Genomic DNA, 25,000 nt, shown 5'->3' with positions numbered 1-25,000 from the left:
CGCCCGAAACGGGGCCAGGGCACGGAAATCACGCCTTTCTCGCTCCTCCAGCGGGAACCGGCCATAATCCTGCCGCCTGGCCCGCCTAACCGGCCGGGCCCGGGAAAACGCCCCGGGAAAAGCCAGGAGGACCGCATGCCCATCCCGCCCCCCCTCGTTGCCCATGCCCCGGCGGCCACGATCGACGAGCTGGAGAGCATGAGCCTGCGGCTGGCGGACGAGGTGGTCCGGCTGCGCATGCAGGCCAGCAGCCAGAAGGACGAACTGGCCGCCGGAAAGACCCGTACGGCGGCCCAGACGCGCGAGATCGCCGCGCTGCGGGAGGAACTGGCGAGGATGCGGGAGAAGCTGGGCGAGGCGGAAACGCGGCTGAGCGTGGAGGCCATGCATGCCGAGGGGCTGCGGGCCCAGGGCCTCTATCTGGTTTCCCTGGGAACCGAGGCGCCCCGCGCCAGCGAGCCGAGCGGCCAGCACTACGCGGATGGCGAGGTGAAGACCCGGCTCGCGGTGGTCTACGAGGAAGCCTTCGACCGCAAGGGCCACGAGATGGGCATTTCCGACCCGACCCAGTTCCGGGCGGATTGACCCCCGCGCGCCACAACCATAACTGGTACGGGTTGGGGCCGGTGCCAGTCACGGCCGGGGCGGCCCTACGGCACAGGGCTTCCGCAATGCAAAACGGACTGCCTCCAGCCGCGTTAGGGCCTCGGTCCGGATATGGCAGGTGGCTTGCGGGTGGGTAACATCAGGGCGATCAGGCGCTGGCGTCCAGCGATGCTGTCAGGGCGTGCGGCGCTCCTCCAGCCCGGCCGCAACCTTTGGCGGCTGGCGCAGGCGGAACGGGCCACGCTGCTGCCGGATGCCGCGCCCTACTACGACGCGCTGCGGAAGGCGCTCCGCAATGCCCGGCACAGCATCCAGATCGTCGGCTGGGACATCGACAGCCGCACGCCGCTGGCCGGCCCCTCCGGCCGGGTGGAGGACGGGCTGCCGGAAACGCTCGGCCCCTTCCTGAGCGCCCTGGCCGAGCGCAATCCGGACCTCAGGATCCGCCTGCTGCTCTGGGACTATTCCGTCCTCTACGCCATGGAGCGCGAGCTGCTGCCGGTACTGGCGCTGCGCTGGAACACGCCTCCCAATGTCGAGCTCTCCCTGGACGATACGGTCCCCTTCGGCGCCTCCCACCACCAGAAGATCGTGGTGGTGGACGGCGCCATCGCCTTCGCCGGCGGGCTGGACCTGACCATCCGCCGCTGGGACACGGCGGAGCACGACCCGGACAACCCGTTGCGCGTCGATCCCGGCGGCGCGCCCTACCCGCCCTTCCACGACGTGCAGATGCTGGTGGACGGCCCCGCCGCCGCTGATCTGGCGGAGCTGGTGCGCCGCCGCTGGGCCCGCGCCGCCTGCGAGGAACTGCCGCCCGCCCCGCCCGCCCCGCACGATCCATGGCCGGAGGGCGTGGCGCCGGATTTCCATGACATCGCCGTGGGCATCGCCCGCACCGAGCCCGCCACGGAGGACCGCGACGGGCACCGACAGCCCCCCATCCGCGAGATCCGGCAGCTCTACCTCGACACCATCGCCACCGCGGAGTGCTGGATCTACGCGGAGAACCAGTTCCTCACCTGCGGCACCATCGCCCGCGCCTTCATCCGCCGGCTGAAGGAGCGGCCGGAACTCCAGATCCTCCTGGTCTGCCCGAAGACGCACCACACCTGGCTGGAGCACCGCACCATGCTGGCCGGGAGAATCCGCTTCATGCGCGCCATCCGCCGCGCCGGCATGGGCGGGCGCGTCCGGCTGGTCTTCCCGCATGTGCGCGGGACGCGGACCGAGCACGAGGTCATGGTGCATGCCAAGGTCATGATCATCGACGACCGGCTGCTGCGCGTCGGCTCCTCCAACCTCTGCAACCGGTCCATGGGCACGGACACGGAATGCGACCTGATCCTAGAGGCTGGGGACGAGGCCGGGCGCCGGTCGGTGCGGCGCGTCCTGGGCCGCCTCCTCGGCGAGCATCTGGGCGTTTCGGGCGAGGCGGCGACGGAGGCCCTCGGCAGGCACGGCGCGCTGTTCGCGGCGGTGGATGCCCTGAATGGCGGGGACCATTCCCTGCGCCCCATCGAGGATGGCGAGTTGAAGCGACACGAGCGCGTGCCCACGCTGGAAGCGGCAGCCGACCCGCACCGCCCGATCGGGGCGGAGGAATTCTTCGCCGACTTCGCCCCCGGCAATCCCGGCGGCAAGCCCTGGCCGCTGCTGCTGAAGGCGCTGCTGGTGCTGGTGCCGGTCGTGGCCATCGGCCTGCTCTGGCGCTACACGCCGATGGCGGACCTCGTCTCGCCCTCCGCCATCCGCGCCATGCTGGACGAAGGCGGCGGCTGGGGCCCCTTCGCGGCCATCGGCCTCTTCCTGCTGCTCGGCCTGCTGGCCTTTCCGGTCAACGTGCTGATCATCGCCACCGCCGCCGCCTTCGGCACCTGGCCGGGGCTGGGCTATGCCACCGGCGGCGCCATGCTCAGCGCCGCCGCCATGTACGGCCTGGGCCGCCGCATGGGGCCGGACCTGCTGCGGCGCTTCCTGGGCCCCCGCATCAACCGCGTCAGCCAGAGCGTGGCCCGCAACGGCATCATGGCGGTCACCGCCATCCGCCTGCTGCCGGTGGCACCCTTCACCCTGGTCAACCTCGTCGCCGGGGCGATGCGCATCCGCTTCTTCGACTACATGGCCGGCACCTTCCTGGGCCTGCTGCCGGGCGTGGTGCTGATGTCGGCGCTGGGCGACCGGATGACCCGCATCCTGGAATTCCCCACGGTGGAGAACGTGGCGCTGCTGCTCGGGCTGATGGTGCTCTGGGCGGGCGTCACCTGGGGCCTCCAGCGTCTCGTCCGGCACCTGCGGCACGAGGGCTGAGCTTGCCGCACCGCAAGGCCCTGCCGCCATCACCCGCGCCGCCATCACACAAGCCGCCATCACACAAGCCGCCGGGCGGCCTGCGCGTCATGAGCTGGAACATCCATGCCGGGATCTGCCCCGCCGGGCGCTACGACCTCGGCCGCGTCATCGCCCTGGTGCGGCGCCACGCGCCCGACCTGGTCGCCTTGCAGGAGGTGGAGGGCCGCAACCGCCATGATGGCGAGCAGCCCTTCCGCCTGCTGCGCGAGGCCCTGGGCGGGCAGGCGGTGGAGGCCCCCACGATGCGCGAGGCCGGGGGCAGCTACGGCCACATGCTGATCAGCCGCCTGCCCCTGCGCGAGGCGGCGGTACACGACGCCTCCCTGCCGGGGCGCGAGCCGCGCGCGGTGATCTCGGCGGTGCTGGACCTCGCCGGCGGCCCGCTGCACGTCTTCTCGGCGCATTTCGGCCTGCAGGGACGCGAAAGGCGGCACCAGGCAAGGGTCCTGGCCGGGCTGGCGCGACAGGTGGAAGGCCCCGCCCTGGCCATGGGCGACTTCAACGAATGGAGCTGGCGCGGCGCCGTGGACCGCGCCTTCCTCGGCATCCTGCCGGTCCGCACGCGGGAAAGGACCTTCCCCGTGCGGCGCCCGCTGCTTTCGCTGGACCGGATCTACGGCCGCCCGCGCCAGCTCCTGCGCCGGAGCTGGACCGACCCCGCCGCCCGGGAAGCCTCCGACCACCTGCCCGTCCTGGCGGAAATCGAATGGCCGGGCGGGTAGCCCGCCGTCGCGCGTAGCGGCCGGCCCCGGGGGAGAGGCGCTGCCTTTCCCGCCGGCCCCTCTCTCCGCCAGGGAAGCGCAACGCCGGACAGGACCGTCAGCGTTCCTCGGACACCCGGTCCCGGGTCTCGTCGGCGATGCGGAAGGGCGGCTCGGGCGTCGCGGTCACGTAGCGCATCTCTGCCGTCTCCCCGTCCTCCCCGTCGTCCTGTTCCGCCACCACCTCCCGGGAGGGCAGCCGGTCGCCGGCCAGCCGCTCGAAGCGGCCCACCAGCTGCGGCGCGTCCAGGATCATGCGCTGGAAATCCGCGGCGCTCAGCTCCAGCAGGTGGCAGAAGCTGGTGGCCCGCGCGCGGGCCTTGCGGCGGCCGCCATGGATCAGCTCGTGCTCCCCGAAGAACTCGTTGGGGCCCAGCCGGACTTCCTGGCCGTCCTGCATGAATTCGACTTCGCCGGAACTGATGAAATAGACCGAATGCGCCTTCTGCCCGGGGCGGTAGATGCGCTCGCCCGGCACGGTGAAGCGCACCGTCATGCTGATGGCAATGTCGTGCAGCACCGCCTCCTGCAACCCGATGAAGACGGGAAAATCCTTGATCCGCATGTCGAGCCCGGATTGCAGGTTGAACTTCAGCGGCCGGCCGATATGGCGGCGCGCCTGGTCCAGCGACCGGGACAGCTCCTCGTAGAGCTCCTCCCCGATCAGCGATTCACTGCGCAGGCTGGCATACTCGTCCGCCTCCTGCCGCAGCCCGATCTGGCGCAGCATCCGACTCTCCAGCGCCTCGGCATAGCCAGGGTATTGCAGGCGCAGCGTGTCCATCGCGTCGGCCAGCAGGTCCTCCCGCCGCGCGACGATGTCGCTCACCACCTCGGTCACGCGGGCACCCAGCACCGGCTCCATGCGGCGGCGCATGAAGCGCGACATGGCGACGGACACCAGATGCGTGAGCAGCAGGGTCTCGAAACGCTCGGCCATGCAGTGCATCAGCGGCGTGTCGATGCGGAAGTTCCGGTGCAGCCACTGCGCCGCCTGGAAGCGCAGCGTCGGCCGCAGCCGCCGCCGCGCCGCCTGGATGTAGCCGAGCCGCCCCTCGGAGCGGGCCCCGTCGATCATGCTCTCCGCGGTCCAGAGCAGGTTCTCCATGACACGGCGGGAAAGGCCATGGTCCTTGAAGATCTCCAGCAGGACGGCGCGTTCCTGCGAGGCATAGGTGATCAGGCCCAGCGTCACGCGGTCGCGGTCGCCGATCGCCGTGTCGAAGGTGTTGGCGGCGGTCTCGACCTTCACCCGGCGCTCGTACATGTCGAGGACATGGGCGCAGGCCTGGGGGGAGAAGCCGAAGTCGCGTGCCGTGTCGCGCAGCCGGTCCCGCACCTCGCCGAGCCCGATGGCCACCACCTGGTTGCGCAGCGCCTGGTCGGTGGGCGAGAGCTGGTCGAGCTTCAGCGCCCGCACCAGGAAGCGCAGCGTGGTGCCGTTCACCAGCAGGGTGAAGAGCACGTAGCCGGTGGCCAGGATGGTGATGAAGCGCTGCGTCGCCGCCGGCACGCCGACATGCTCGGTCACCGACAGCGCCAGCGCCAGGGTGATGGCGCCGCGCAAGCCCCCCCAGAGGATGGTGACCTTGAAGCGGATCGGGATACGCTGCGAGATGCCGACCCAGCGCAGGACCGGCAGCAGGCCAAAGAGCACCACCGCCCGGGCCAGCGTGGCGGCCAGCACCACCGCGCCGACCAGCACCAGGTCCCACCGTGTCATGCCGAGCAGCAGCCGCGGCACCAGCATCGAGGCCAGTACGAAGACCAGCGAGCTGGCCCAGAAGGCGAGCTGTCCCCAGACATCGGTGAGATAGGACCAGCTCTGCGGCCGGAAGGTGGAGGGGCCGATGGCGCTGACCGTCAGCCCCGCCGCCGCCGCCGCCACCACGCCGGAGGCGCCCAGGACCTCGTCGCAGAGGATATAGGCGAAATAGGGCAGCGCGAGCGTCATCGTCACCTCGGCCGCCCGGTTGCCGCCCAGCACGGGCATGACGAAGAGCATGGCCCGCGCGAAGACGAAGCCGACCGCCAGCCCCTCCACGAAGGAGACCACCAGCGTCACGCCGCCGGCCAGCCAGTCCGGCTCGTGATGCCCCACGATCTGCGCCAGCAGGATGGTGAAGATCGAGATGGCCGCCGCGTCGTTCAGCAGGCTCTCGCCCTCCACCAGCCGGGTCAGCCGGCTGTCGGCGCCGATGTCGCGGAAGACGCCCACCACCGCCGAGGGGTCGGTCGTGGCGACGATGGCACCCAGCAGCAGGCAGGAGGCCAGCGGCACGCCCGCGATGGGAGCCAGCGCGAAGCCGATCGCCGCCGTGGTCACCAGAACCGCCACCACCGCCAGGACCAGCACCGGCGCGGCGTCGCGCGCCAGGCGCCGCACGTCGATGGAGAGGGCGCCGTGGAAGACCAGCAGCGGCAGGAAGATGAAGAGGAAGACCTCCGCGTTCACCGGGAAGTTGATCAGCGTGCCGGCGACGTCGTCGATCGCCTTGTTCACCCGCTGTTCCATCAGATAGGCGGCCCCGCCGCCCAGCACGGTTCCCACCACCGCCAGCAGCACCGTGTCGGAAACCATCAGGCGCTTCGCCAGGGGCTGCACGGCGCTCACCACCACCAGGAGCGCGGCGATGGCCAGGAGGATATGGGGAAGGTTGATCAGCATCACCGGCAGCTTCTACCCGATGCGGTGAGGAAATGTGACGGAATGCGGCATCGGCATGGCGCGGGGCACAGGCCCGCCTCCCCGTTGAAGGAGGCATTATCGTACCCCCAGGTCTCCGGAATGTGTCGCGATCCTTGCCGATCCGCGCATTCCGTCGCACCGGGGCACGTCCGCCGCTCTCCGTTGCGCGGCGCGGGCCCGTGCGGACGCGGCCGGGCCATGCGTCCGCGGAGGCGCCGTCCGGCTTGCGGCCCGGGGCCGGGTGGCACATGTAAAAGCCATGCTCCCAGCCTCGTGGCACCGGCCGGCCCTGGCCCCCCGCCCTGCGTCCGCAGGACCGCGCCTCCCCCTGTCCCCGGGCCCCGCGCCCTCCCTGTCCCCACGGCCATGAAGCTCCCTTCGGACAGCCGCTCGGCCCGCCAGCTCCTGCGCCGCATCCGCGATGCCCGGCGTGGGCCCCGGGCTGTGCACCATCCCCATCCGGGGGAGGCGCCGGGCGGCGTAACCCTGCGGGTCGCCTCCTACAACGTGCACAAATGCGTGGGCCGGGACGGGCGCTTCGACCCGCAGCGCATCGCGGCGGTGATCGGGGAGATGGATGCCGACCTGGTGGCGATCCAGGAAGCCGACCGCCGCTTCGGCCGCCGCTATGGCCTGCTCGATGCCGCCACGCTGCGGCGGGAAAGCGGGCTGCACCTGCTGCAGGTCTCCGACCTGCCGGACGGGCATGGCTGGCACGGCAACGCCATCCTGCTGCGGGAGGGCACGCCGCTTCGCCTGCACCGGCTCGCCCTGCCCGGGGCGGAGCCGCGCGGCGCGGTGATCGCGGAGCTGGACCTGCCGGGGGGCCGGCTGCGGGTGGTGGCCGCCCATTTCGGCCTTCTCCGCAACTGCCGCATGCGCCAGGGCGCTGCCATCCTGCGCAGCATCGCGGAGGGTGCCTCCATGCCCACCCTCATGATGGGGGACCTGAACGAGTGGCGGCCCGGACGGCGTTCGGCGCTGCGGTCGCTGGAACCCTTCTTCGGCCCCATGAACGAGGGACCGGCCAGCTTCCCGACCCGGATGCCGGTGCTCTCGCTGGACCGCATCCTGGGCTGGCCGAACGGGCTGGTGCATTCGGTGGAGGCGCATGACACCGCCCTCTCCCGCGTCGCCTCCGACCACCTGCCGCTGAAGGCCCTGCTGCGACTCGACCTGCTGGATGGTGCCGCCGAGGACGCCACGCCCCGGCTCGCCAGCGTGGGCTGACCCTGGCCATGGAAACCGCCAAGACCCTCCGGCGGCCGCACAGGCGCCTCCTGCCGCGCTGGCGCGCGGCGCAGCCGACGCTGGACCAGGCGGTGGACGAGGCGCTGCGGCGGATCGGCGCCGACACCGGCACGACGCTGGTGGCCAACGGGCTGGAGGCCTTCGGCCTGCGCGCCGCCAGCGCCCGCGCCGCCACACGCAGCCTGGACCTGCAATACTATGCCTGGCACGACGGCATCACCGGCCGCCTCCTGGCGCGGGAGATCCTGAACGCCGCCGACCGGGGCGTGCGCGTGCGCCTGCTGCTGGACGACAGTTGCGTGCTGGACGACCAATCCGCAGCCCCGCTGCTCTGCCGGCTGGGGGCGGAGCATCCGGGCATCGAGGTGCGGGTCTTCAACGCGCATCGCTGGCGCTTCCTGGGCAGGCTCGGCTTCGGGCTGGAGCTGCTGCTCAGCCGCGGGCAGCTCAACCACCGCATGCACAACAAGTCCTGGATCGCCGACGGGCGCCTGGCGATCCTGGGCGGGCGCAACATCGGCGACGAGTATTTCGACGCCTCGGGCAGCTTCAACTTCCGCGACCTGGACATCGCCGTGGCCGGCGGGGCCTCGCAGCAGGCGCTGACGCAGTTCGAACGCTACTGGAACCACCGGTTGGCCCGGCGCGGCCAGTGCTGCGACACGCCGGAAAGCCTGGACGCGCTGCGTCGCCGCCTCGACGCGGATGCGCGATCCGGCGAGGCCCAGCCCTATCTCGAACGCGTCCGCGCCTCGCTGGAGCGTGACATCCTGCACGGCTATGCAGCCCTGCTGCCCACCCAGGATGTCGAGGTCGCTGCCGACCCGCCCGACAAGGCGACCGGCGAGGAGGTGCCGGGCCGGCTGGTCACCGCCATCGATGCGGCGCTCCAGGGGACGGAGCGCGAGGCGATGTTGATCTCCCCCTATTTCGTGCCGGGCGAGGCCGGCGCCGCGGCGCTGATCGGCCTGCTACGGCGGGGCGTCCGCGTCCGGGTGATCACCAACTCCCTGGCCGCCACCGATGTTGTGGCGGTGCATGGCGGCTATTCCCGCTATCGCCGGCGGCTGCTCAAGGCGGGGCTGGAGCTCTACGAGCTGAAGCGCAGCGGGCGGGAGGACGCCGGCGTGCTGGGCTCCAAGGGCGCCAGCCTGCACACCAAGGCCTTCGTACTGGATCGCGAGCAGCTCTTCGTCGGCTCCTTCAACCTCGATCCGCGCTCGGCCAACCTGAACACCGAGATGGGCGCCTTCATCCGCCACCCCGAACTGGCGGAAAGGCTGCGGCGGGAATTCCGCCGCCTGTCCTCGCCCCAGCGCAGCTACCACCTCAGCCTCCGGCGCGGCCTGATGGTCTGGACCGACGAGAGGCCGGACGGCCGACGCCGCGTCCAGCACAAGGAGCCCGATGCGAGCTGGCAACGCCGCCTCCTGGCCCAGCTCGTGCGCTGGCTGCCGGTGGAAAGCCAGCTCTGAACCGGCCCCGGAGCCGGGGCTAACGCAGCCGGACCACCCGGCGGCTGGGCGTTTCCCGCAGGGTCCGGTCGGCATAGGTGCCGCGCACGGCCTCGCGCCCGCCATGGCGCAGCAGGTCTAGCACCATGGCGCTGTGCAGGAAGCCGAGATGGCTGAAGGCCTGCGGGAAATTGCCGAGGAAGGTGCCGTCCTCGGCGATCTCCTCGGGAAACAGGCCGACATCGTTGGCCAGGGCGCGCAGCGCGTCGAAGCGCTGCCGCGCCTCCTCCTCCCGCCCCAGCCAGGCCAGGGCATCGACCAGCCAGAAGGCGCAGAGCAGGAAGGTGCCCTCATGCCCGGGCAGCCCGTCCTCCGTCTTGTAGCGGTAGACCAGGGCGCCATGGCCGAGCTGCCGGATGATCTCGTCCACGGTGCGGTTGAACACCGCCTCGTCCACGGGAAAGCCCAGCATCGGCGCCAGCAACACCGACGCGTCCACGGCATCGCTGCCGAAGCTCTGGGTCAGGTAGCCGCCATGCGGATGCACGCCGGGCCCGTTCACCTCCGCCACGATGGCGTCCCGCGCCGCGCGCCATTCCTCTCTCTCGCCGAGCAGGTGGATGGCGCGGTCCAGCGCCACCCAGTTCATCAGCACCGCGTGCAGGTAGCGCGTCGGCGGCAGGCGCGGTTCCCAGAGGCCGTTGTCGGGCTCGCGCCAGACCTTGGTCACATAGTCGGCCATGCGGGCGATCTGCGCGCGGGCCTCGCCATCGATCTCGCCGCCGAGCCGGTGCCGCAGATGGACGAGGTCCAGGAGCTGGCCATAGACATCGGCCTGGTGCTGGTCCGCGGCGCCGTTGCCCTCGCGCACCGGCGCACTGCCGCACCAGCCCTCGAAATGCGCGATCCCGCGTTCCTCCAGCCCCTCGCCGCGGCCGTCGATGGCATAGAGCGGCCGCAGCCCGCCATCGTCGCGCAGGGAAAGGTGCCGGACGAAGTCGAAGAAACGCTCGGACTCCCGCACATGCCCGAACTTCTTCAGGGCGTAGAAGGCAAGGCAGGAATCCCGCAGCCAGCAGAAGCGGTAGTCCCAGTTCCGGATGCCGCCGATCTCCTCCGGCAGGGAGGTGGTGGGCGCGGCCACCAGGGCACCGCTGGGCTCGTAGGTCAGCGCCTTCAGCACCAGCGCGCTGCGCACGAGATCGTCCTGCAACGGGCCGTCATAGCTGCGGATGCCGGACCAGGAGACCCAGCCCTGCCGCGCCCGTTCCAGCCGGTCATAGACATCCTCCCGGTCCTCCTCCGTCGCGGCGCCGGCGCGGAACAGGCGGAAGGCGGCATGGGCGCCCCCCGAGAGCGTGAAGCGGGCCGTCGCGCACCCTTCCTCCAGGCTGAGCGGCTCGTCGGACAGCAGGCTGGGGCAGCCCTCCGCCGCGGCAAGGTGCCTTTCCACCCGCAGGGGCGGGAAGGCGGTGGCAAAGCCCGGCAGCGGCCGGAAGCGGAGGCGGAAGCGCAGCCGGCCGGACACGCCGCTCAGGATCCGCACCAGCTCCGGCCCCGGCGGCCCTTCCGGCGGCGGCGGCAGCATCAGGTCGATCAGTCGCGCCATGCCGGAGGCGGTGGCGAAGGTGGTCTCCAGGATATTGGTCTGCGGCAGGTAGGAGCGGCTGACCTCGAAATCCTCCTCGGGGCGCAGTTCGAAGAAGCCGCCCCGGCGCCGGTCCAGCAGCCGCGAGAAGACCGGCGGCGCGTCGAAGCGTTCCAGGCAGCACCAGTCGATCGCGCCGTCCCGCGCCACCAGCGCCGCGCCGTGGCAGTTGCCGATTAGCGCATAGTGCTCGATCGGCTGGTAGGGACGGGTCCCTTCGGGGCTCTGGAGCGGAAGCGTGGGGCTCAAGGGGCGGATCGGTCCTCGCGGCACGGGGTTGGCCCGGACCACCCCGGCCCGGCGGGCATACCCAGCCGGAGGGGCCGGATCGCTCCAGGTCAACGGGACCATGCTCGCGCCGCTGCCCATTCTCGCGGGTAGTTGATGCCGATCCCACGCTCTGGATGGCAGCTTCCATGCCCGTCACGATGGCCGCCATCCCCCGGGACCGGACACAAACGCGACGCCACACCCGAAAGAACCTGCTCCGGGCTGGAAGGCGCGCCTCAGGCCCCTTCGCGCCGCCAAGCCAGGACGGCCACGCCGAGCACCATGGCCAGGGCCAGCCAGGGCGGCAGCAGGGCCGTCGCGGAGAGGCCCGTCACCGTATGGTCCTCGTTGCGGCGCAGGCCGATCCAGCCCGGCCCGGCGGTGTCGCGCCCGGCGGCGACGCGGCGGATATCCGGCAGTTGCGGCTCCGCCCCCGTGCCCAGCCAGCGCGCCGCCCCACCCGTGGCGCGGGCCAGCGGCTCCACCGGTCCGGGATCGGCGCGCAGGTCGGCGATCTCCATGGGATTGGGCGCGGCGGCGGCGGCATAGGCGGTGCGCTGCCCGTCGCTGGCCTGCCAGACGCCCGGCTGCTCCGCCGGCATCTCCACCGTGGAACGGCCGCCGCCCGCCGCGCGGGCCGGATGGCGCGTCACCGTGCCGTCCGGCGCGGTGACGGCGATCTCGGGCGGCGGCGCATCGGCCACGCTGCGGCGGGTCACGGTCAGCCGCCCCTCGGACACGCTGGCGGTGAGGTCCTCCTCCTCCAGCTCCGGCTCGCGCATCGACCAGTGGGCGACACGGCGCAGCAGCTCCGCCTGCGGCCCGCCGCCGTCATGGCCACGCGCCCAGAGCCAGATATGGTCGGAGAGCAGCAGCGCCACCCGGCCCTCGCCCACCCGGTCCAGGATCATCAGCGGGCTACCGCCCGGCGCGTCCATCACCGTGGTGCCGGAACGCGGCTCCGCCCGCATGTAGCGGTACCAGCGGCCCCAACTCTGCGGCCGGTCGCCGGCATTGGCACCGGGCAGGTCCTCGGTCACCGGATGGCGCTGGCCGGCATCGGTGACATGGGCGCGGAAGGGGCCGTCCACCTCGGCATCGTTGCCGCCGCGCGGTGGCGGGGCGAAGCCGAAGTTCAGCCCGTTGCCGAAGCCCGCCCCGCTGCCCAGGGGCGGCCGCACCGGCAGGACCTGCCCCAGCGGCGTCAGGGCGAGGCTGGTCGGACCGCTGAATTCCGGCCCCACGGACAGCAGCAGCGCGCCGCCGCCGCGCACATAGTCGGCGATGTTCCGCAGGTATTGCGGCGGCAGGAAGCCGCGGTTGCTGAAGCGGTCGAAGACGATCAGGTCGAAGTCGCGCAGCCGCTGCTGGAACAGCTCCCGCACCGGGAAGGCGATCAGCGCAAGCTCGTTCAGCGGCGTGTTGTCGTCCTTCTCCGGCGGGCGGAGGATGGTGAAGTGGACGAGGTCCACGTTCGGATCGGCCTTCAGCAGCCGGCGCCAGGTACGCTCCCCGGCATGCGGCTCACCGGAGACGAGAAGCACGCGCAGCCGCTCCCGCACGCCGTTGATCGTCACCACGGCACGGTTGTTCAGGGTGGAGACCTCGCCCGGCCGTTCCTCGGCCGCGACCTCGACCACCGTGGGGCCGCCGCGCTCGATCGGCACGGCGATGCGGTGCTCGCGGCCCAGCGGCACGCTTTCCACGCGCGGCGCGGCGCCATCGCGGCGGATGGTCAGGCGCACGGCGCCGCCGTCGGCCGCCCCCGCGGGCACGCCCAGATCCTCCGCGACCACGCGCAGCTCCACCGAGCGGCCGACGATGCCGAAGCCCGGCGCCTCGATCACCCGCAGCCGCCGGTCCACCTCGCCGGGCCGCCCGGCCAGCAGGGCGTGGAAGGGCGCGTCCAGGGCGGGGCCGCCGGCGCCGCCGGGCGGGGGGATGTCATGGACCTGCCCATCGGTCAGGGCGACGATCCCGGCGAGGCGCGCGCGCGGGATCTCGGCCAGGGCGGTCTCGATGGCGCCGTAGAGCCGCGTGCCCCGGTTGCCGCCTTCTTCCACGGTGATGCTGCGGAACTCCAGGTCCGGGATGCGGCCGAGGCGCTGCTCCAGCACGTCCCGCGCCCGGGCGAGCTGCGCCTCGCGCCCGCCGATCCGCGTGCTGGCGCTGTGATCCAGCACCACCAGGGCGATGTCGGGCCGGGTCTCGCGCGTCTCGGTCACGAGGCGGGGATTGGCCAGCGCGCCCAGGATCAGGGCGAAGGCGGCGGCGCGCCACCAGGCGCCGCGCGCCCGCCGCCAGACGGCCAGCGCCGTGGCGAGGACGGCCAGCACCGCCAGCGCGGCCAGCAGCCAGGGCGGCAGGATCGGGGCGAGGTCGATACCGGAAAGGGTCTGCTGCATGCGCTACTGCCCCAGCCGTTCGAGGATGGCCGGGACATGCACCTGGTCGCCCTTGTAGTTGCCGGTCAGGGCATAGATCACGAGGTTCACCCCGAAGCGGTAGGCGAGCGTGCGCTGCCGCGCCCCGCCGGGCACCACGGCATAGGGGTTGTTGCCGCGCGCATCGACCGCCCAGGCCGAGGCCCAGTCGGCGCCGCCGATGATGGCCGGGCTGACGCTGTCATTGGCGCGCTCCACGTCGCGCGCCACCCAGACCGTGCCGCCGGCCCAGCGCCCCGGAACCTCGGCCAGCAGGTAGAAGGCGCGGCGCAGCACATGGTCCTCCGGCAGCGGCGCGAGCGGCGGGATGTCCAGGTTCCGCGTCACCCGGCGCAGCGCCTCCTTGGCACCGGGCGCCATGCCCTCGCCGGAACCCTCGTCGCGCGTGTCGAAGAGCACGATGCCGCCGTTGCGCATGAAGCCGTTCACCGCTTCCGCTGCCCGGTCGTCGAGGTCGCCCGCATCGGGCGAGACCGGCCAGTAGAGCAGCGGATAGAAGGAGAGATCGTCCACCCCCGGGCGCACCGCGGCGGGCTCGGCCAGGGTGGCGGCGGTGCGGCGGTTCACATAGTCCGACAGCCCCGCCAGCCCGGCGCGCGAGACCTCGTCCAGCGCCGCATTGCCGGTCACCACATAGGCGAGGCGGGTGGCCAGGGCCGGGGCATCCTCGGCGGGCACGGCCCCGCTGTTCCGCGACGGGGCCTGCCCTTGGGCATGGGCGGCGCCGGCGAAGCCCAGCGGCAGGAGCAGGGCCAGCAGGGCCACCCGGCGGGGGGCCACCCGGCGGGACAGCCCGGCGGCCCCTGACCCGCCACCGCGCCCGAGCAGCCCGCGCTGCACCAGCGACAGCACCAGATCCGCCAGCAGCAGCAGCATCGCCGCCGCCAGCAGCCAGGGGCCGAGGTCGCGTTCCACCGGCACGCCGCCCAGCACCACGGCGCGCGCCCCGGCGGGCGGCGGCGGCGCCAGCACGGGGGCCGGGACATGCGCGGACAGGTTCAGCGCCCGGCGCTCGCCGCTCTCGCCGGGGGTGCCGTACCAGCCCGGCGGATGGGCGGGGCCGGGCACCGTGGCCGCGAGGTCCCGCGCCACGATGGCGGTGGCGGTGGCCGGGGCGGGGCCGAGATGGCCGAAGCCGTCCATGCTCTCGATCGGGGCGAGGCGCGCCGCGCCCGCGGCCTCCGCCACGCCGGAGGACAGCGCCACCAGCCGCCGCAGCATGTCCACGAAGAGGCCCGAGAGCGGCAGGTCGGACCAGTCGGCATTGGCGGTCACATGCACCAGCACGATCCGCCCCGCGCCGCGTCCCAGGCCCGTGACCAGCGGCGTGCCGTCGGCCAGGGTCGCCCAGGTCCGCTCGCTCAGCCGCGGGGCAGGCTCGGCCAGGACCTGGGTGCGGATGGCGACCTCGGGCGGCACGGCAAGGCCGGCGAAGGGGGACGTGTCGGGGAAGGTGGCCAGGGGCTGCGGCTTCTCCCAGGACAGCGAGCCGCCGAGCTGCCGCTCCCCGGCCCGCAGCGTGACCGGCAGCAGCGGGTCCGGATGTTCCGCCATGCGCGGCCCGGCGAAGCGCAGCAGCAGTCCGCCCTCCTCCACGAAGCGGGTGACGGCCTGGATCTCCCGCGCCTCGGTCAGCGGATAGTCGGCCAGGACCAGCACCGCCAGCTTGCGGGACAGCAGCGTTTCCAGCGAGCCGCGCCGCACCTCCACGAAGGGCTGCAGGGCGCGCTCCAGGTAGAAGAGCGAGCCGGTCAGCGGCGTGTCGGCGGCGCCGTCCCCGGCCAGCAGGCCGACGGGGCGGCGGCGGAAGCGCTCGTCCAGCAGCACGGAGCCGGCGGCGCCGGTCTCGCCCTCCAGCTCCAGCCGCACCACCTGCTCGCGGATCTCCAGCGGCAGTTCCAGCGCGCCCTCGGCGCTGCCGGCACCCGCCGGGATGGCGATGGTGGCACGGGCCAGGGTGCGGCCATCGGCGGTGCGCGCCAGCACCGCCGCCTCGCCCGGCGTGGCCGAGGGGGTCTGGCGGACGGTCAGGCGCAGCCGGTCGGCCTCCGCCGCCGGCGGCGGCAGGATGCGCAGGGGCAGGGCCGGGTCGCGCCCCGCCACGGTCAGCGGCCCCATCTCCGCCAGCGTGGTGGCCAGCACCGAATCCCCGCTGGCATGGGTCAGCCCGTCGGTGATGAAGAGCGAGGCGGCCTGCCCGCCATTCGCCTGCCGCCAGGAGGCCAGGGCCGTGGCGGCGGCGGCGCGGTCCGGCGCCCAGGGCAGCGGCCGCAGCGCGGCGAGGCGGGTCGCGGCCTCCGGCGCCGGCAGGGGCGGCGTGGGCGCGGGCATCTGCCCATCCGGCGCGGGCGCCGTGGCCAGCAGGGAGACCGGCCGGCCGTCGCGTCCCGCCGCCTCCACCGCGGCGCGGGCGGTGGCCATGCGCTGCGGCCAGTCGGCGGCCGAGGCCCAGCCATTGTCGATGGCGAGCAGCAGCGGCCCCTGCCCACCCGCCCCCGCCGCCGCGTCCCAGACCGGCCGCGCCAGCCCCAGCACGATCAGCGCCGCCGCGGCGAGGCGCAGCAGCAGCAGCCACCAGGGAGTGCGGGCCGGTGTCTCCTCCGCCACGGGCAGGTCGCGCAGCAGCCGGGTGGGCGGAAAGGACTGCCGCTTCGGGGAAGGCGGCGTGACCCGCAGCAGCCACCAGAGCAGCGGCAGGGCCGGCAGGGCGAGCAGCAGCCAGGGCGCGGCGAAGAGCAGGGGACCGAGATTCATGCGCCGCCCCGCCCCCCACGGGCCGGGGCCAGGGCCTGCCAGAGCGCGAGCAGCGCGGCCTCCGGCGGCTGGTCCGTACGATGGACGAGCAGGTTCCAGCCGGCGGCACGGGCAATGGCGCCCAGGCCGTCGCGATGCGCCGCCAGACGCTCGGCATAGAGCTCGCGGATGCCTTCGACGCGCGGGACCAGCGTGGCGTCACCTCCGGACAGGGCCTCGAACCGCACCCGTCCGGCGAAGGGCAGGCTTTCCTCCGCCGGATCGAGCACCTGTACCAGATGGCCCTGCACGCCCTGTGCCGCCAGGGCCGAGACGGCGCTTCGCGTGTCCTCCAGCGGCGCCAGGAAATCGCCCAGCAGCACGGCGCGGGCATGGCGCGGCAGGCGCTGGTCGCGCGGGGGATCGGTGTGGCGCCCCAGCGCCTCGGCCAGGGCCGGCAGCGCGCCGCGCCCGGCCAGGGCCCGCCCGTCGCCGAAAAGGCGCAGCCGCTCGCCGCCCCGCAGCAGCAGCGCCCCCAGGGCCAGGAGCAGGAGCTCCGCCCGCTCCCGCTTGGTGGCGCGGCCAGGGCTGCCGGACCAGTCCATGCCCGGCCCGGCATCGCGCCAGAGGCCCACGGTCTGCGCCGCCTCCCACTCCGTCTCGCGCACGAAGAGCCGGTCGGTCTTGGCGCTCTGCCGCCAGTCCATGCGCGCCAGGCTGTCGCCGGCGACAAAGGGGCGGAACTGCCAGAAGGCATCCCCCTGCCCTGGCCGGCGGCGGCCGTGCACGCCCTGCATCACCGTGGCGGCCACGCGTTCGGCGGCCACCAGCAGCGGCGGCAGCGCCCCGGCGGCGGCCTCGGCCCTGGCGGCACGGTCGATGGCGGTACCGCTGCCCTGGCCGGGGTTCCGGCCTCCTGCGACGGTGCTTCCGGCGCGGAACAGGCCGAGCGCCACCCGGTCAGCCGATCCCGCCGCGCAAGGCGGCGATCACCTCCGGCAGCCGCACCCCGTCCGCCCGCGCGGCGAAGCTCAGCGCGAGGCGGTGCCGCAGCACCGGCTCGCAGAGCGCCGCCACGTCGTCCAGCGAGGGGGAAAGCCGCCCGTCCAGCAGCGCCCGGGCGCGGGTGGCCAGCATCAGCGCCTGGGCAGCGCGCGGGCCGGGGCCATAGGCGAGATGGCGGCTGGCCTCGCCGCCCTCGGGGCCGGGGCGGGCGCCGCGCACCAGCGCCAGGATGGCGTCCAGCACCTTCTCGCCCACGGGGATGCGCCGCACCAGCGCCTGGGCGGCCAGCAGCTCGCCGGGCGAGAGAACGGCCACCGCCTTCTCCTCCGCCGCACCGGTGGTGGCGAGCAGCATGGCGCGCTCGGCGGCGGCGTCGGGGTAGCCGACCTCGACCTCCATCAGGAAGCGGTCGAGTTGCGCTTCCGGCAGGGGATAGGTGCCCTCCTGCTCGATCGGGTTCTGCGTGGCCAGGACGTGGAAGGGCGATGGCAGGTCCATCACCTCCCCGGCCACGGCCACCTTGCGCTCCTGCATCGCCTGGAGCAGGGCGGATTGCGTGCGGGGCGAGGCGCGGTTGATCTCGTCGGCCATCAGAAGCTGGCAGAAGACCGGTCCCCGGATGAAGCGGAAGGCGCGGCGGCCGCGGCTCTCCCCCTCGTGGGATTCCTCCAGCACCTCGGAGCCCAGGATATCGGCCGGCATCAGGTCCGGGGTGAACTGCACCCGGCGGGCATCCATGCCCAGGACGGTGGCCAGGGTTTCCACCAGCCTGGTCTTGCCGAGCCCCGGCACGCCCACCAGCAGCACATGGCCGCCGGAGACCAGGCTGGTCAGCACCTGCTCCACCACCTGTTCCTGGCCCAGGATCACGCGCCCCACGGCGTCGCGCGCCCGGCCCAGCCGGTCGGCCAGCATTTCCGCCTGCGCCATCAGCGCGGCGCTGTCCTCGCCATTTTGCGAGCGGGGATCGCCGAGCACCACTTCCACCATGCCTTCCCCTCTCCCTATATGCATCCCCGTCGGGCAAGGTTGGACGGACCTTCCCGGCTGTGGATGTTCAGTCGTCACGGCATGGATCAGCCTATGACCCTAGCGGCGCGCGAGGAAACAACGAAACCGCTACCCCCGGTGACATTCCGTAAGCGGGATTGCGGCGATTTCGACATGAGGATCGCCCGCGACGGCACCTGGCATTATCGCGGATCGCCCATCGGGCGGAAGGAGCTGGTCTGCCTTTTCGCCAGCGTTCTCAAGCGCCTGCCCGATGGCGGCTATGTCCTGGAGACCCCCGCCGAGCGCGGGCGGATCGCGGTGGACGACGCCCCTTTCGTGGCGGTCGAGATGTGCTGGCGGGACTGTGACTGCGAAGGCCACGGCGTGAAGCTGCAATGCGTGAGCTTCCGCACCAACCTGGACGAGGTGGTGACCGCCGGGCCGGAGCACCCGATCCGGGTGGAGACCGACCCGGAAACCGGCGAGCCCAGCCCCTATGTGCTGATCCGCCCCGGGCTGGAGGCCCGGATCAGCCGCCCCGTCTTCTACGAGATGGTCGCCCTGGCCGAGACCGAGGTGATCGACGGCCGCCGCGTGCTTGGCGTCTGGAGCAAGGGCATGTTCTTTCCGGTGGGCGACCATCCGGAGGAGGAAGCCGGCGACCTGGAGGATGTCTGGGACGAGGACAGCCCCGCCGGGTGATGCGCGACGGCCCGCCCGGCCTGCCGGCCCCGCTTCCGCCCTCCCTTTCCGCCCGGCAGATCGCCCACCGCCTGACGGCGTCCCTGGCGCCGGGACACGCGCCCTCCCTCTATCCCAGCACCACGCCCGACAGCACCGGCCTGCCCGAGGAGCTGGACGCGCCGCCCCCACCCGGGGAGACGGAGGCCGGGACCGGCCTGCGCCGCGCCGCCGTGCTGGTGCCGGTGGTGCTGGGCGAGGCGCCCGCGGTGATGCTGACCCTGCGTGCCGCCACGCTGTCCGCCCATGCCGGGCAGGTGGCGCTGCCCGGCGGGCGGATCGAGGCGGGCGAGACGCCCGAGGCGGCCGCCCTGCGCGAAGCCGCCGAGGAGGTCGGGCTGGACCCGCGCCTGCCGCAGGTCCTGGGCCGCCTGCCGCCGCATGTGACCGGCACCGGCTATCATGTCGTGCCGGTGGTGGCCCTGCTGCGCCCGCCCTTCACCGTGACGCCGGACGCCGCCGAGGTGGCGGAGATCTTCGAGTACCCGCTGGCCCGCCTGCTCGACCCGGCAGAGCCGCAGCGGCTCACCCGCCTTGTCGAAGGGCGGGAGCGTACCTTCTGGGTCTGGCCGCACGAGCAGCATCTCGTCTGGGGCGCCACCGCGGCGATCCTGCGCAATCTCGCCCTGCTGCTGCGCGGCTGATGCTGCTCCGCCTCGTTCCCGTGCTGCTGTTCCTGACGCCCTTCGCCGGCTTCCTGCTCTGGCGCCGGTTCCGGCCGCGTCCCGCGCCGGGGCGGCCGGGCGAGGAGGACCTGCCGTGGCCCTTCCTCGCCCTGGCGGGGGCCGGGCTGGCCCTGGCGGCGGCGGGCCTGGCGGCCTATGGCCTGTCCCGCCGGATGGAACAGGGCAGCACCTATGTGCCGGCCCGGCTGGAGCCGGATGGCCGGATCGAGCGCGGCCATGCCGGGCCGCCATGATGGCGCCCCATGACAGCATCCGGAGAGACCGGAGACCCGATGCGCCCCCACGACGTGATCCCCGAACACCCTGACGGCGCCCCCCACGCCCGGCTGGCTCCCCCGGAACGGCTGACGCGTGGCGCCCCGCTGGCGGTGTTGCGGGCGCTGCCGGGCTCGCGCGCCGTGGGTGGCTGCGTGCGCGACGCGCTGGCGGGGCGGCCGATCGCCGATGTGGATGTCGGCGTGCCGCTGCCGCCCGGGGCCGCCGTGCCGCTGCTGCGCGCCGCCGGGCTGAAGGTGGTGGAGACCGGCCTCGCCCATGGCACCGTCACCGCGATCGGCGATGGCGAGCCGGTGGAGGTGACCAGCCTGCGCCGCGATGTCGTCACCGACGGCCGCCATGCCGAGGTGGAATGGACCGCCGACTGGCGCGAGGACGCGGCCCGGCGCGATTTCACCATCAACGCCATGTCCATGGATGCGGAGGGCAATCTCTGGGACTGGTTCGGCGGGCGGGGGGACCTGGCCGCCGGGGTGGTGCGCTTCGTGGGCGACCCGGCGACGCGGCTGCGGGAGGACTATCTGCGCGCCCTGCGCTTCTTCCGCTTCCAGGCCCGCTACGGCACCGGCGCGCCGGATGCGGCGGCCCTGGCCGCGATCCGGCAGGCGGTGCCGGGGCTGGCCCGGCTGTCCGCCGAGCGGGTCTGGAGCGAGACGAAGCGCCTCCTGGCCGCACCCGCCCCCTCCGGCGCGCTGCGGCTGATGCTGGATACCGGGGTGCTGGCCGCGATCCTGCCCGAGGCTTTGTCCGGCATCCCCGAACCGGCGGCCCTGGCGGAGCGCATCGGCGCCCTGCGGCGCGGCATCGCCGCCGGCCTGCCCCCCGACCCGGTGCTGCGCCTCGCCGCGCTGCTCCCCCCCGGTTCGCGCGGTGCCGGCGGACGGATCGCGCGGCGCCTGCGCTTCTCCAACGAGGAGCGGGAGGTGCTGGAGGGGCTCACGGACCGGGACATCCTGCCTGACCCGGCGCCGGACGACGATGCCCTGCGCCGCTGGCTGTCCCTGCGTGGCGATGCCGGAGCGCCGCCGCGCGAAGCCTGGCTGGCCGAGTTGCGCGACGGGCGCGACCGCTCGGCGCTGCGGGCACGGATCGCGTCGATGCCGGTGCCGCGATTCCCGCTCCAGGGCCGCGACGCCCTGGCCATGGGTGTGCCGCCCGGGCCACAGCTGGGGCGAATGCTGCGGGCGGTGGAGGCCTGGTGGCGGGAGGACGGCTGTCGGGCGGATGCCGGAGCCTGCCGTGCCCGATTGACGGAACTGATGAAGGATATCACGGAAGGCCACTGGCCGACCGGCCAGGGGCGCGCATAAGCGGCCCTCCACCGTCAGAGAGCCTCTCATGCCCCAGGACGACGTCTTCGCCCCGAGCTGGGCCCCCCGTATGCTTTCGGTGCTGCGGATCATGACCGCACTGCTTTTCCTGGCGCACGGCACGCAGAAGCTCTTCGGCTTCCCGACGCCCCAATACCAGCCGGACTTCCTGACCCTGAGCTGGTTCGCGGCGGCGATCGAGCTGGTCGGCGGCGTGCTGCTGACGCTCGGCCTCTTCACCCGCGCCACGGCCTTCGTCTGCGCTGGCGAGATGGCCTTCGCCTATTTCATGGCGCATTTCCCGCGCAGCTTCTTCCCGGCCGTGAACGGGGGCGATGCCGCCGTGCTGTTCTGCTTCGTCTTCCTCTACCTCTTCGTGGCCGGCGGCGGCGCCTGGTCGGTGGACGCCGCCCGCAACCGGGTCTAGCAGGCCGCCCGTCCTGGCTGTTCCCACGCGACGCCTTGCCCCCGGGGGCAAGGCGTCTCCGCGCAGAAGGGCGATACCGTTCGGCGCCGATCCGCTCTAATCCCCCTGCCGACATGGCCCGTCCCAAGCATCCCCCGATTTCCGCCGAAACCACCCGCGCCCTGACCGGGCGGCTCTGGCGCGACTATGTGCGGCAACATCCGCGCGGCATCCTGGTGGCGATCCTCTGCACCGGGGCAGTGGCCGGGCTGACGGCACTGTACCCGGTGGTGATCCAGCAGGCCTTCGACCTCTTCACCAGCGGCGACCCGCGGATCACCTGGCTGGTGCCGCCGGCCATCATCCTGCTGACCTGCCTCAAGGCTCTGGCGCAGTACGGGCAGGCGGTCTCGGTGCAGGCCGTGGTGCTGCGGGTGATCGAAGCGGTGCAGAACGACCTGTTCCGCGCGCTGACCCGCGCCGACCTGGCCATCGTGGCGCGGGAGGCCCCGGCCCGGCACGCTGCCCGCTTCACCGCCGATGCCCAGGCGATCCGGGAGGCGCTGACCAAGGCGATCAACGGCGTGGCGGACCTGCTGACCGTGGTCGGGCTGGTCGGCTCCATGGTCTGGCTGGACTGGCAGATGACACTGGTGGCGGCGCTGCTCTATCCGGTCGCGGTGGTGCCGGTGCTGCGCCTGGGCAAGCGCATCCGCCGCGCATCGGGCGGCATGCAGGACCGGGTGGGGGAGCTGGCGGCGACGCTGACGGAATCCTTCTCCGCCGCCCGCGTGGTCCGCACCTACCGGCTGGAGGACAGCGAGGAGGCACGGGCGCGCGGCGCCTTCGCGCAGCTCCGCGCCGCGCTGATGGGCATCAACCGCATCCGCTCCAGCCTCGACCCGATGCTGGAGGCCATCGGCGGCGTGGCGGTGGCCGCCATCCTGGCCGTGGTCGGCTGGCGCGTCTCGCAGGGCGCCGGCACGGTCGGGCAGTTCACCGGCTTCGTCGCGGCGCTGCTCATCGCCTCCCGCCCCGTGCGGGCCCTGGGCTCGCTGAACGCGGCGCTGCAGGAGGGGCTGGCCGGGTTGTCGCGGGTCTTCGCCGTGATGGACACCAAGCCGCGCATCGCCTCCCCCGCCGGGGCACCCGGTCTTCCGCCGGGCCATGGCCGCGTGGAATTCGCCGATGTTGCCTTCGCCTACGAGGGCGGCGGCGACACGGCGCTGCGCGGGGTGAGCTTCGTTGCGGAACCGGGGCGGACCCTGGCGCTGGTCGGTCCCTCCGGCGCCGGCAAGTCCACCGCCCTGGCGCTGCTGCCGCGCCTCTACGACGTGACCGGCGGCCGGGTCACGCTGGATGGCGCGGATGTGCGGGAGGTTTCACTCGCCAGCCTGCGCGACGCCATCGCCTATGTCGGGCAGGATGCGGTGATCTTCGACGACACCGCCTTCAGCAACATCGCCAGCGGCCGCCCCGGCGCAACGCGGGCGGAGGTCGAGGACGCCGCCCGCGCCGCCGCCGCGCACGGCTTCCTGTCGGCGCTGCCGCAGGGCTACGACACGGTGCTGGGCCCAGGCGGCTCGCGCCTTTCGGGCGGGCAGAAGCAGCGCGTTTCCCTGGCCCGCGCCCTGCTCCGCAACCCGCGCGTGCTGCTGCTGGACGAGGCGACCAGCGCGCTGGACGCGGAGAACGAGGCGGCGGTGCAGGACGCCATCGCCCGGCTGCGGGCGGGGCGGACCACGCTGGTGGTGGCGCACCGCCTTTCCACCGTGCGGGACGCCGACCTGATCGTGGCGATGGAGGGGGGCCGTGCCGTGGAACAGGGCACGCATGCCGAGCTGATGCGGCGGGACGGGCTCTATGCCCGGCTGGTGCGGACCCAGAGCTTCGTGGCAGCCTGATCCTCCGGCGCCGCCGGGCCAGGGGGCGGGGGCCCCTGGGGTGGAAGCCTCTTTTCCTTGTCCCGGCGCGCTCTATCTTGAGATCGTCATGAAACGCCTCCTCCTCGCGCTCCCCCTGCTTGCCACGGCCTGCGCCGCGCCGGGGCCCACCCTGGCGCAGCGGCTCTCGCCGCTGGTGGGGCAGTCGGAAGGAAAGCTGGTCTCCACCCTGGGCGTGCCGGTGCGGACCTATGAGGCGGACGGGCGGAAGTTCCTGGAATTCCAGAGCCAGCGTTTGACCGCGCTGCCTGGCGATCCCTTCTGGGGCGGCGGCTTCGGCTATGGCGGGCGCCCCTTCGGCTGGGGCGGGGTCTGGGGGCCGCCCACCACGGTCTGGGCGCCGGTGACCTGCAGCATCACCTTCGCCCTGCGGGCCGACCGGGTGGAGGACTTCACCTATCGCGGCGAGGGCTGCGCCTGAGGGACACGGGGCCGGCCCCCCCTTCACCGGCCCGAACGGAGCCCGCCCCATTTCCCCGCTGGCAGAAAGCCGCTCTGCCCGCTAGACAGGCACGCATTATGCGCCGCCTGCTCCTCGCCAGCCTCGCCACCCTGCTGCTGCCTGTCGTGGCCGCACAGGCGCAGTATGATCCGACCCGCCCGCGCGGCCCGCTGCAGCCCAATACCCCGGGCGCGGCGCCAGCGGTCGCGCCGCCGCCCCTGCCCGGCGCCGGCAACGGCCCCGGCGGCGCGATCCCGTCGGACAAGCCCGTGTCCAGCATGTCGCCGAACGACGAGCTCTTCGACGCCATCACCCGGGGCGACATGGCCGCCGCCCGCGACGCCGTTTCGCGCGGCGCCGACCTGGAGGCCCGCAACGTCCTGGGCCTGACGCCGATCGACGCGGCGGTGGACCGGGGGCGCAACGACATCGCCTTCTACCTGCTTTCGGCCCGCGCCTCGTTCCGCCCCAGCAGCCCTTCCTCCGCCCCGCCGCGCGAGGCCGCCGCGCCGCGTTCCGGCCCGTCCCGTCCGGCGGCCTCGCGCGAAGCCGCGCGCGGGCGCAGTCCGGCCGGCCCGCGCGAGGCCGCCAGCCCCCGCCCGACGCGCACGGCCGAGCAGGCCCCCACCGGACGTGCCCCTGCGGGCAATGGCGGCACGCCCCGGCCGGAAGCAGGCTTCCTGGGCTTCGACGGCCGCGGCGGCTGATCCCGCTCATCCGGCGAAACCCACAGGCCCGGGCAGGCTTTTCCCTGTACCGGGCCTCGGCCCGTCTCCGGCTGCAAGGAAGCGGACCGCATGAAGGGCACACCGATGAGTCTCTGGCTGAGCGCTGCCAGCCGCACGGCCGGCTGGTGGCAGGGCCATTTCGCCAATGCCTGGCGCCAGCAGAGCAGCAAGGCGATCCGCGCCGCCTTGTCCGCCCCGGCGAAGCCTTCCAGGACGACCCGGACACGGCGGCATACAAAGAAGACCTGAATTCCCCTATCCG

20 protein-coding genes are annotated in these 25,000 nt (G+C 73.3%); 14 read left to right on the top strand and 6 right to left on the bottom strand.

Annotation, left to right across the window (positions count from 1 at the left end; translation table 11 throughout):
• The first annotated feature begins 135 nt into the window (after positions 1-135).
• The 3 genes from BT98_RS0101870 to BT98_RS0101860 all read left to right on the top strand — a co-directional run bounded on the left by BT98_RS0101870 (position 136) and on the right by BT98_RS0101860 (position 3,680).
• Positions 136-585, top strand: coding sequence for a hypothetical protein (locus tag BT98_RS0101870; protein ID WP_019459656.1), 450 nt, complete (start codon positions 136-138; stop codon positions 583-585).
• A 189-nt stretch (positions 586-774) separates the two neighbouring features.
• The gene (locus tag BT98_RS0101865; RefSeq protein WP_027297133.1) at positions 775-2,916 is read left to right on the top strand and encodes a VTT domain-containing protein; all 2,142 of its coding nucleotides are present in this window, start codon (positions 775-777) and stop codon (positions 2,914-2,916) included.
• 89 nt (positions 2,917-3,005) lie between these two features.
• On the top strand, positions 3,006-3,680 hold the full coding sequence (locus BT98_RS0101860) for an endonuclease/exonuclease/phosphatase family protein (RefSeq protein WP_019459654.1): 675 nt from the start codon (positions 3,006-3,008) through the stop codon (positions 3,678-3,680).
• 97 nt (positions 3,681-3,777) lie between these two features.
• Here the strand turns inward: BT98_RS0101860 and BT98_RS0101855 are convergent, their stop codons facing one another.
• Entirely contained in the window at positions 3,778-6,387 is a 2,610-nt protein-coding gene (locus BT98_RS0101855) for a cation:proton antiporter (RefSeq protein WP_019459653.1), read from the bottom strand.
• A gap of 387 nt (positions 6,388-6,774) precedes the next feature.
• Between BT98_RS0101855 and BT98_RS0101850 the strand changes: the two genes are divergently transcribed.
• Together BT98_RS0101850 and BT98_RS0101845 are read left to right on the top strand one after the other, a co-directional pair.
• Complete coding sequence (locus tag BT98_RS0101850) at positions 6,775-7,638, top strand: endonuclease/exonuclease/phosphatase family protein (RefSeq protein WP_019459652.1); 864 nt, start codon at positions 6,775-6,777, stop codon at positions 7,636-7,638.
• 8 nt (positions 7,639-7,646) lie between these two features.
• Entirely contained in the window at positions 7,647-9,134 is a 1,488-nt protein-coding gene (locus BT98_RS0101845) for a phospholipase D family protein (RefSeq protein WP_019459651.1), read from the top strand.
• Between the two features lie 19 nt (positions 9,135-9,153).
• Here the strand turns inward: BT98_RS0101845 and BT98_RS0101840 are convergent, their stop codons facing one another.
• The 5 genes from BT98_RS0101840 to BT98_RS0101820 all read right to left on the bottom strand — a co-directional run bounded on the left by BT98_RS0101840 (position 9,154) and on the right by BT98_RS0101820 (position 18,203).
• The gene (locus tag BT98_RS0101840) at positions 9,154-11,010 is read right to left on the bottom strand and encodes a glycoside hydrolase family 15 protein (protein ID WP_019459650.1); all 1,857 of its coding nucleotides are present in this window, start codon (positions 11,008-11,010) and stop codon (positions 9,154-9,156) included.
• A 257-nt stretch (positions 11,011-11,267) separates the two neighbouring features.
• Positions 11,268-13,436 (bottom strand): hypothetical protein, encoded by a 2,169-nt coding sequence (locus BT98_RS0101835; protein ID WP_019459649.1) that lies wholly within the window; start codon positions 13,434-13,436, stop codon positions 11,268-11,270.
• Between the two features lie 3 nt (positions 13,437-13,439).
• Entirely contained in the window at positions 13,440-16,229 is a 2,790-nt protein-coding gene (locus BT98_RS0101830; RefSeq protein WP_051544233.1) for a DUF4159 domain-containing protein, read from the bottom strand.
• Complete coding sequence (locus BT98_RS0101825; RefSeq protein ID WP_019459647.1) at positions 16,226-17,164, bottom strand: DUF58 domain-containing protein; 939 nt, start codon at positions 17,162-17,164, stop codon at positions 16,226-16,228. Before BT98_RS0101825 ends, BT98_RS0101830 begins: the two co-directional genes overlap by 4 nt.
• A 4-nt stretch (positions 17,165-17,168) precedes the next feature.
• Positions 17,169-18,203: an AAA family ATPase gene (locus tag BT98_RS0101820; RefSeq protein WP_019459646.1), complete on the bottom strand. Its 1,035-nt coding sequence runs from the start codon at positions 18,201-18,203 to the stop codon at positions 17,169-17,171.
• Between the two features lie 138 nt (positions 18,204-18,341).
• Here BT98_RS0101820 and BT98_RS0101815 point away from each other — a divergent pair, with 138 nt between their 5' ends.
• The 9 genes from BT98_RS0101815 (at position 18,342) to BT98_RS0101775 (ending at position 24,987) form a co-directional block, all read left to right on the top strand.
• On the top strand, positions 18,342-18,908 hold the full coding sequence (locus BT98_RS0101815; protein ID WP_369923743.1) for a DUF1285 domain-containing protein: 567 nt from the start codon (positions 18,342-18,344) through the stop codon (positions 18,906-18,908).
• Positions 18,908-19,591, top strand: a complete 684-nt coding sequence (locus BT98_RS0101810) for a CoA pyrophosphatase (protein ID WP_019459644.1) — start codon at positions 18,908-18,910, stop codon at positions 19,589-19,591. Before BT98_RS0101815 ends, BT98_RS0101810 begins: the two co-directional genes overlap by 1 nt.
• Positions 19,591-19,866: a hypothetical protein gene (locus BT98_RS0101805; RefSeq protein WP_019459643.1), complete on the top strand. Its 276-nt coding sequence runs from the start codon at positions 19,591-19,593 to the stop codon at positions 19,864-19,866. The genes BT98_RS0101810 and BT98_RS0101805 overlap by 1 nt, the downstream gene beginning before the upstream one ends.
• 39 nt (positions 19,867-19,905) lie before the next feature.
• Complete coding sequence (locus BT98_RS0101800; protein WP_019459642.1) at positions 19,906-21,219, top strand: CCA tRNA nucleotidyltransferase; 1,314 nt, start codon at positions 19,906-19,908, stop codon at positions 21,217-21,219.
• A 28-nt stretch (positions 21,220-21,247) separates the two neighbouring features.
• The gene (locus BT98_RS0101795) at positions 21,248-21,646 is read left to right on the top strand and encodes a DoxX family protein (RefSeq protein WP_026032949.1); all 399 of its coding nucleotides are present in this window, start codon (positions 21,248-21,250) and stop codon (positions 21,644-21,646) included.
• 113 nt (positions 21,647-21,759) lie between these two features.
• Positions 21,760-23,529, top strand: coding sequence for an ABC transporter ATP-binding protein (locus BT98_RS0101790; protein WP_019459640.1), 1,770 nt, complete (start codon positions 21,760-21,762; stop codon positions 23,527-23,529).
• Between the two features lie 88 nt (positions 23,530-23,617).
• A complete protein-coding gene (locus tag BT98_RS25850) occupies positions 23,618-23,989 on the top strand; it encodes a hypothetical protein (protein WP_019459639.1) in 372 nt (123 codons plus the stop codon).
• Between the two features lie 98 nt (positions 23,990-24,087).
• The gene (locus tag BT98_RS25845; RefSeq protein ID WP_019459638.1) at positions 24,088-24,717 is read left to right on the top strand and encodes an ankyrin repeat domain-containing protein; all 630 of its coding nucleotides are present in this window, start codon (positions 24,088-24,090) and stop codon (positions 24,715-24,717) included.
• Positions 24,718-24,807: 90 nt separating this feature from the next.
• Positions 24,808-24,987, top strand: a complete 180-nt coding sequence (locus BT98_RS0101775) for a hypothetical protein (protein ID WP_019459637.1) — start codon at positions 24,808-24,810, stop codon at positions 24,985-24,987.
• The last annotated feature ends 13 nt before the right edge of the window (positions 24,988-25,000 follow it).

It is taken from the genome of Roseomonas mucosa ATCC BAA-692 (assembly GCF_000622225.1).
GTDB classification, from domain to species: domain Bacteria; phylum Pseudomonadota; class Alphaproteobacteria; order Acetobacterales; family Acetobacteraceae; genus Roseomonas; species Roseomonas mucosa.
This window is presented reverse-complemented; position numbering and strand designations above follow the sequence as displayed.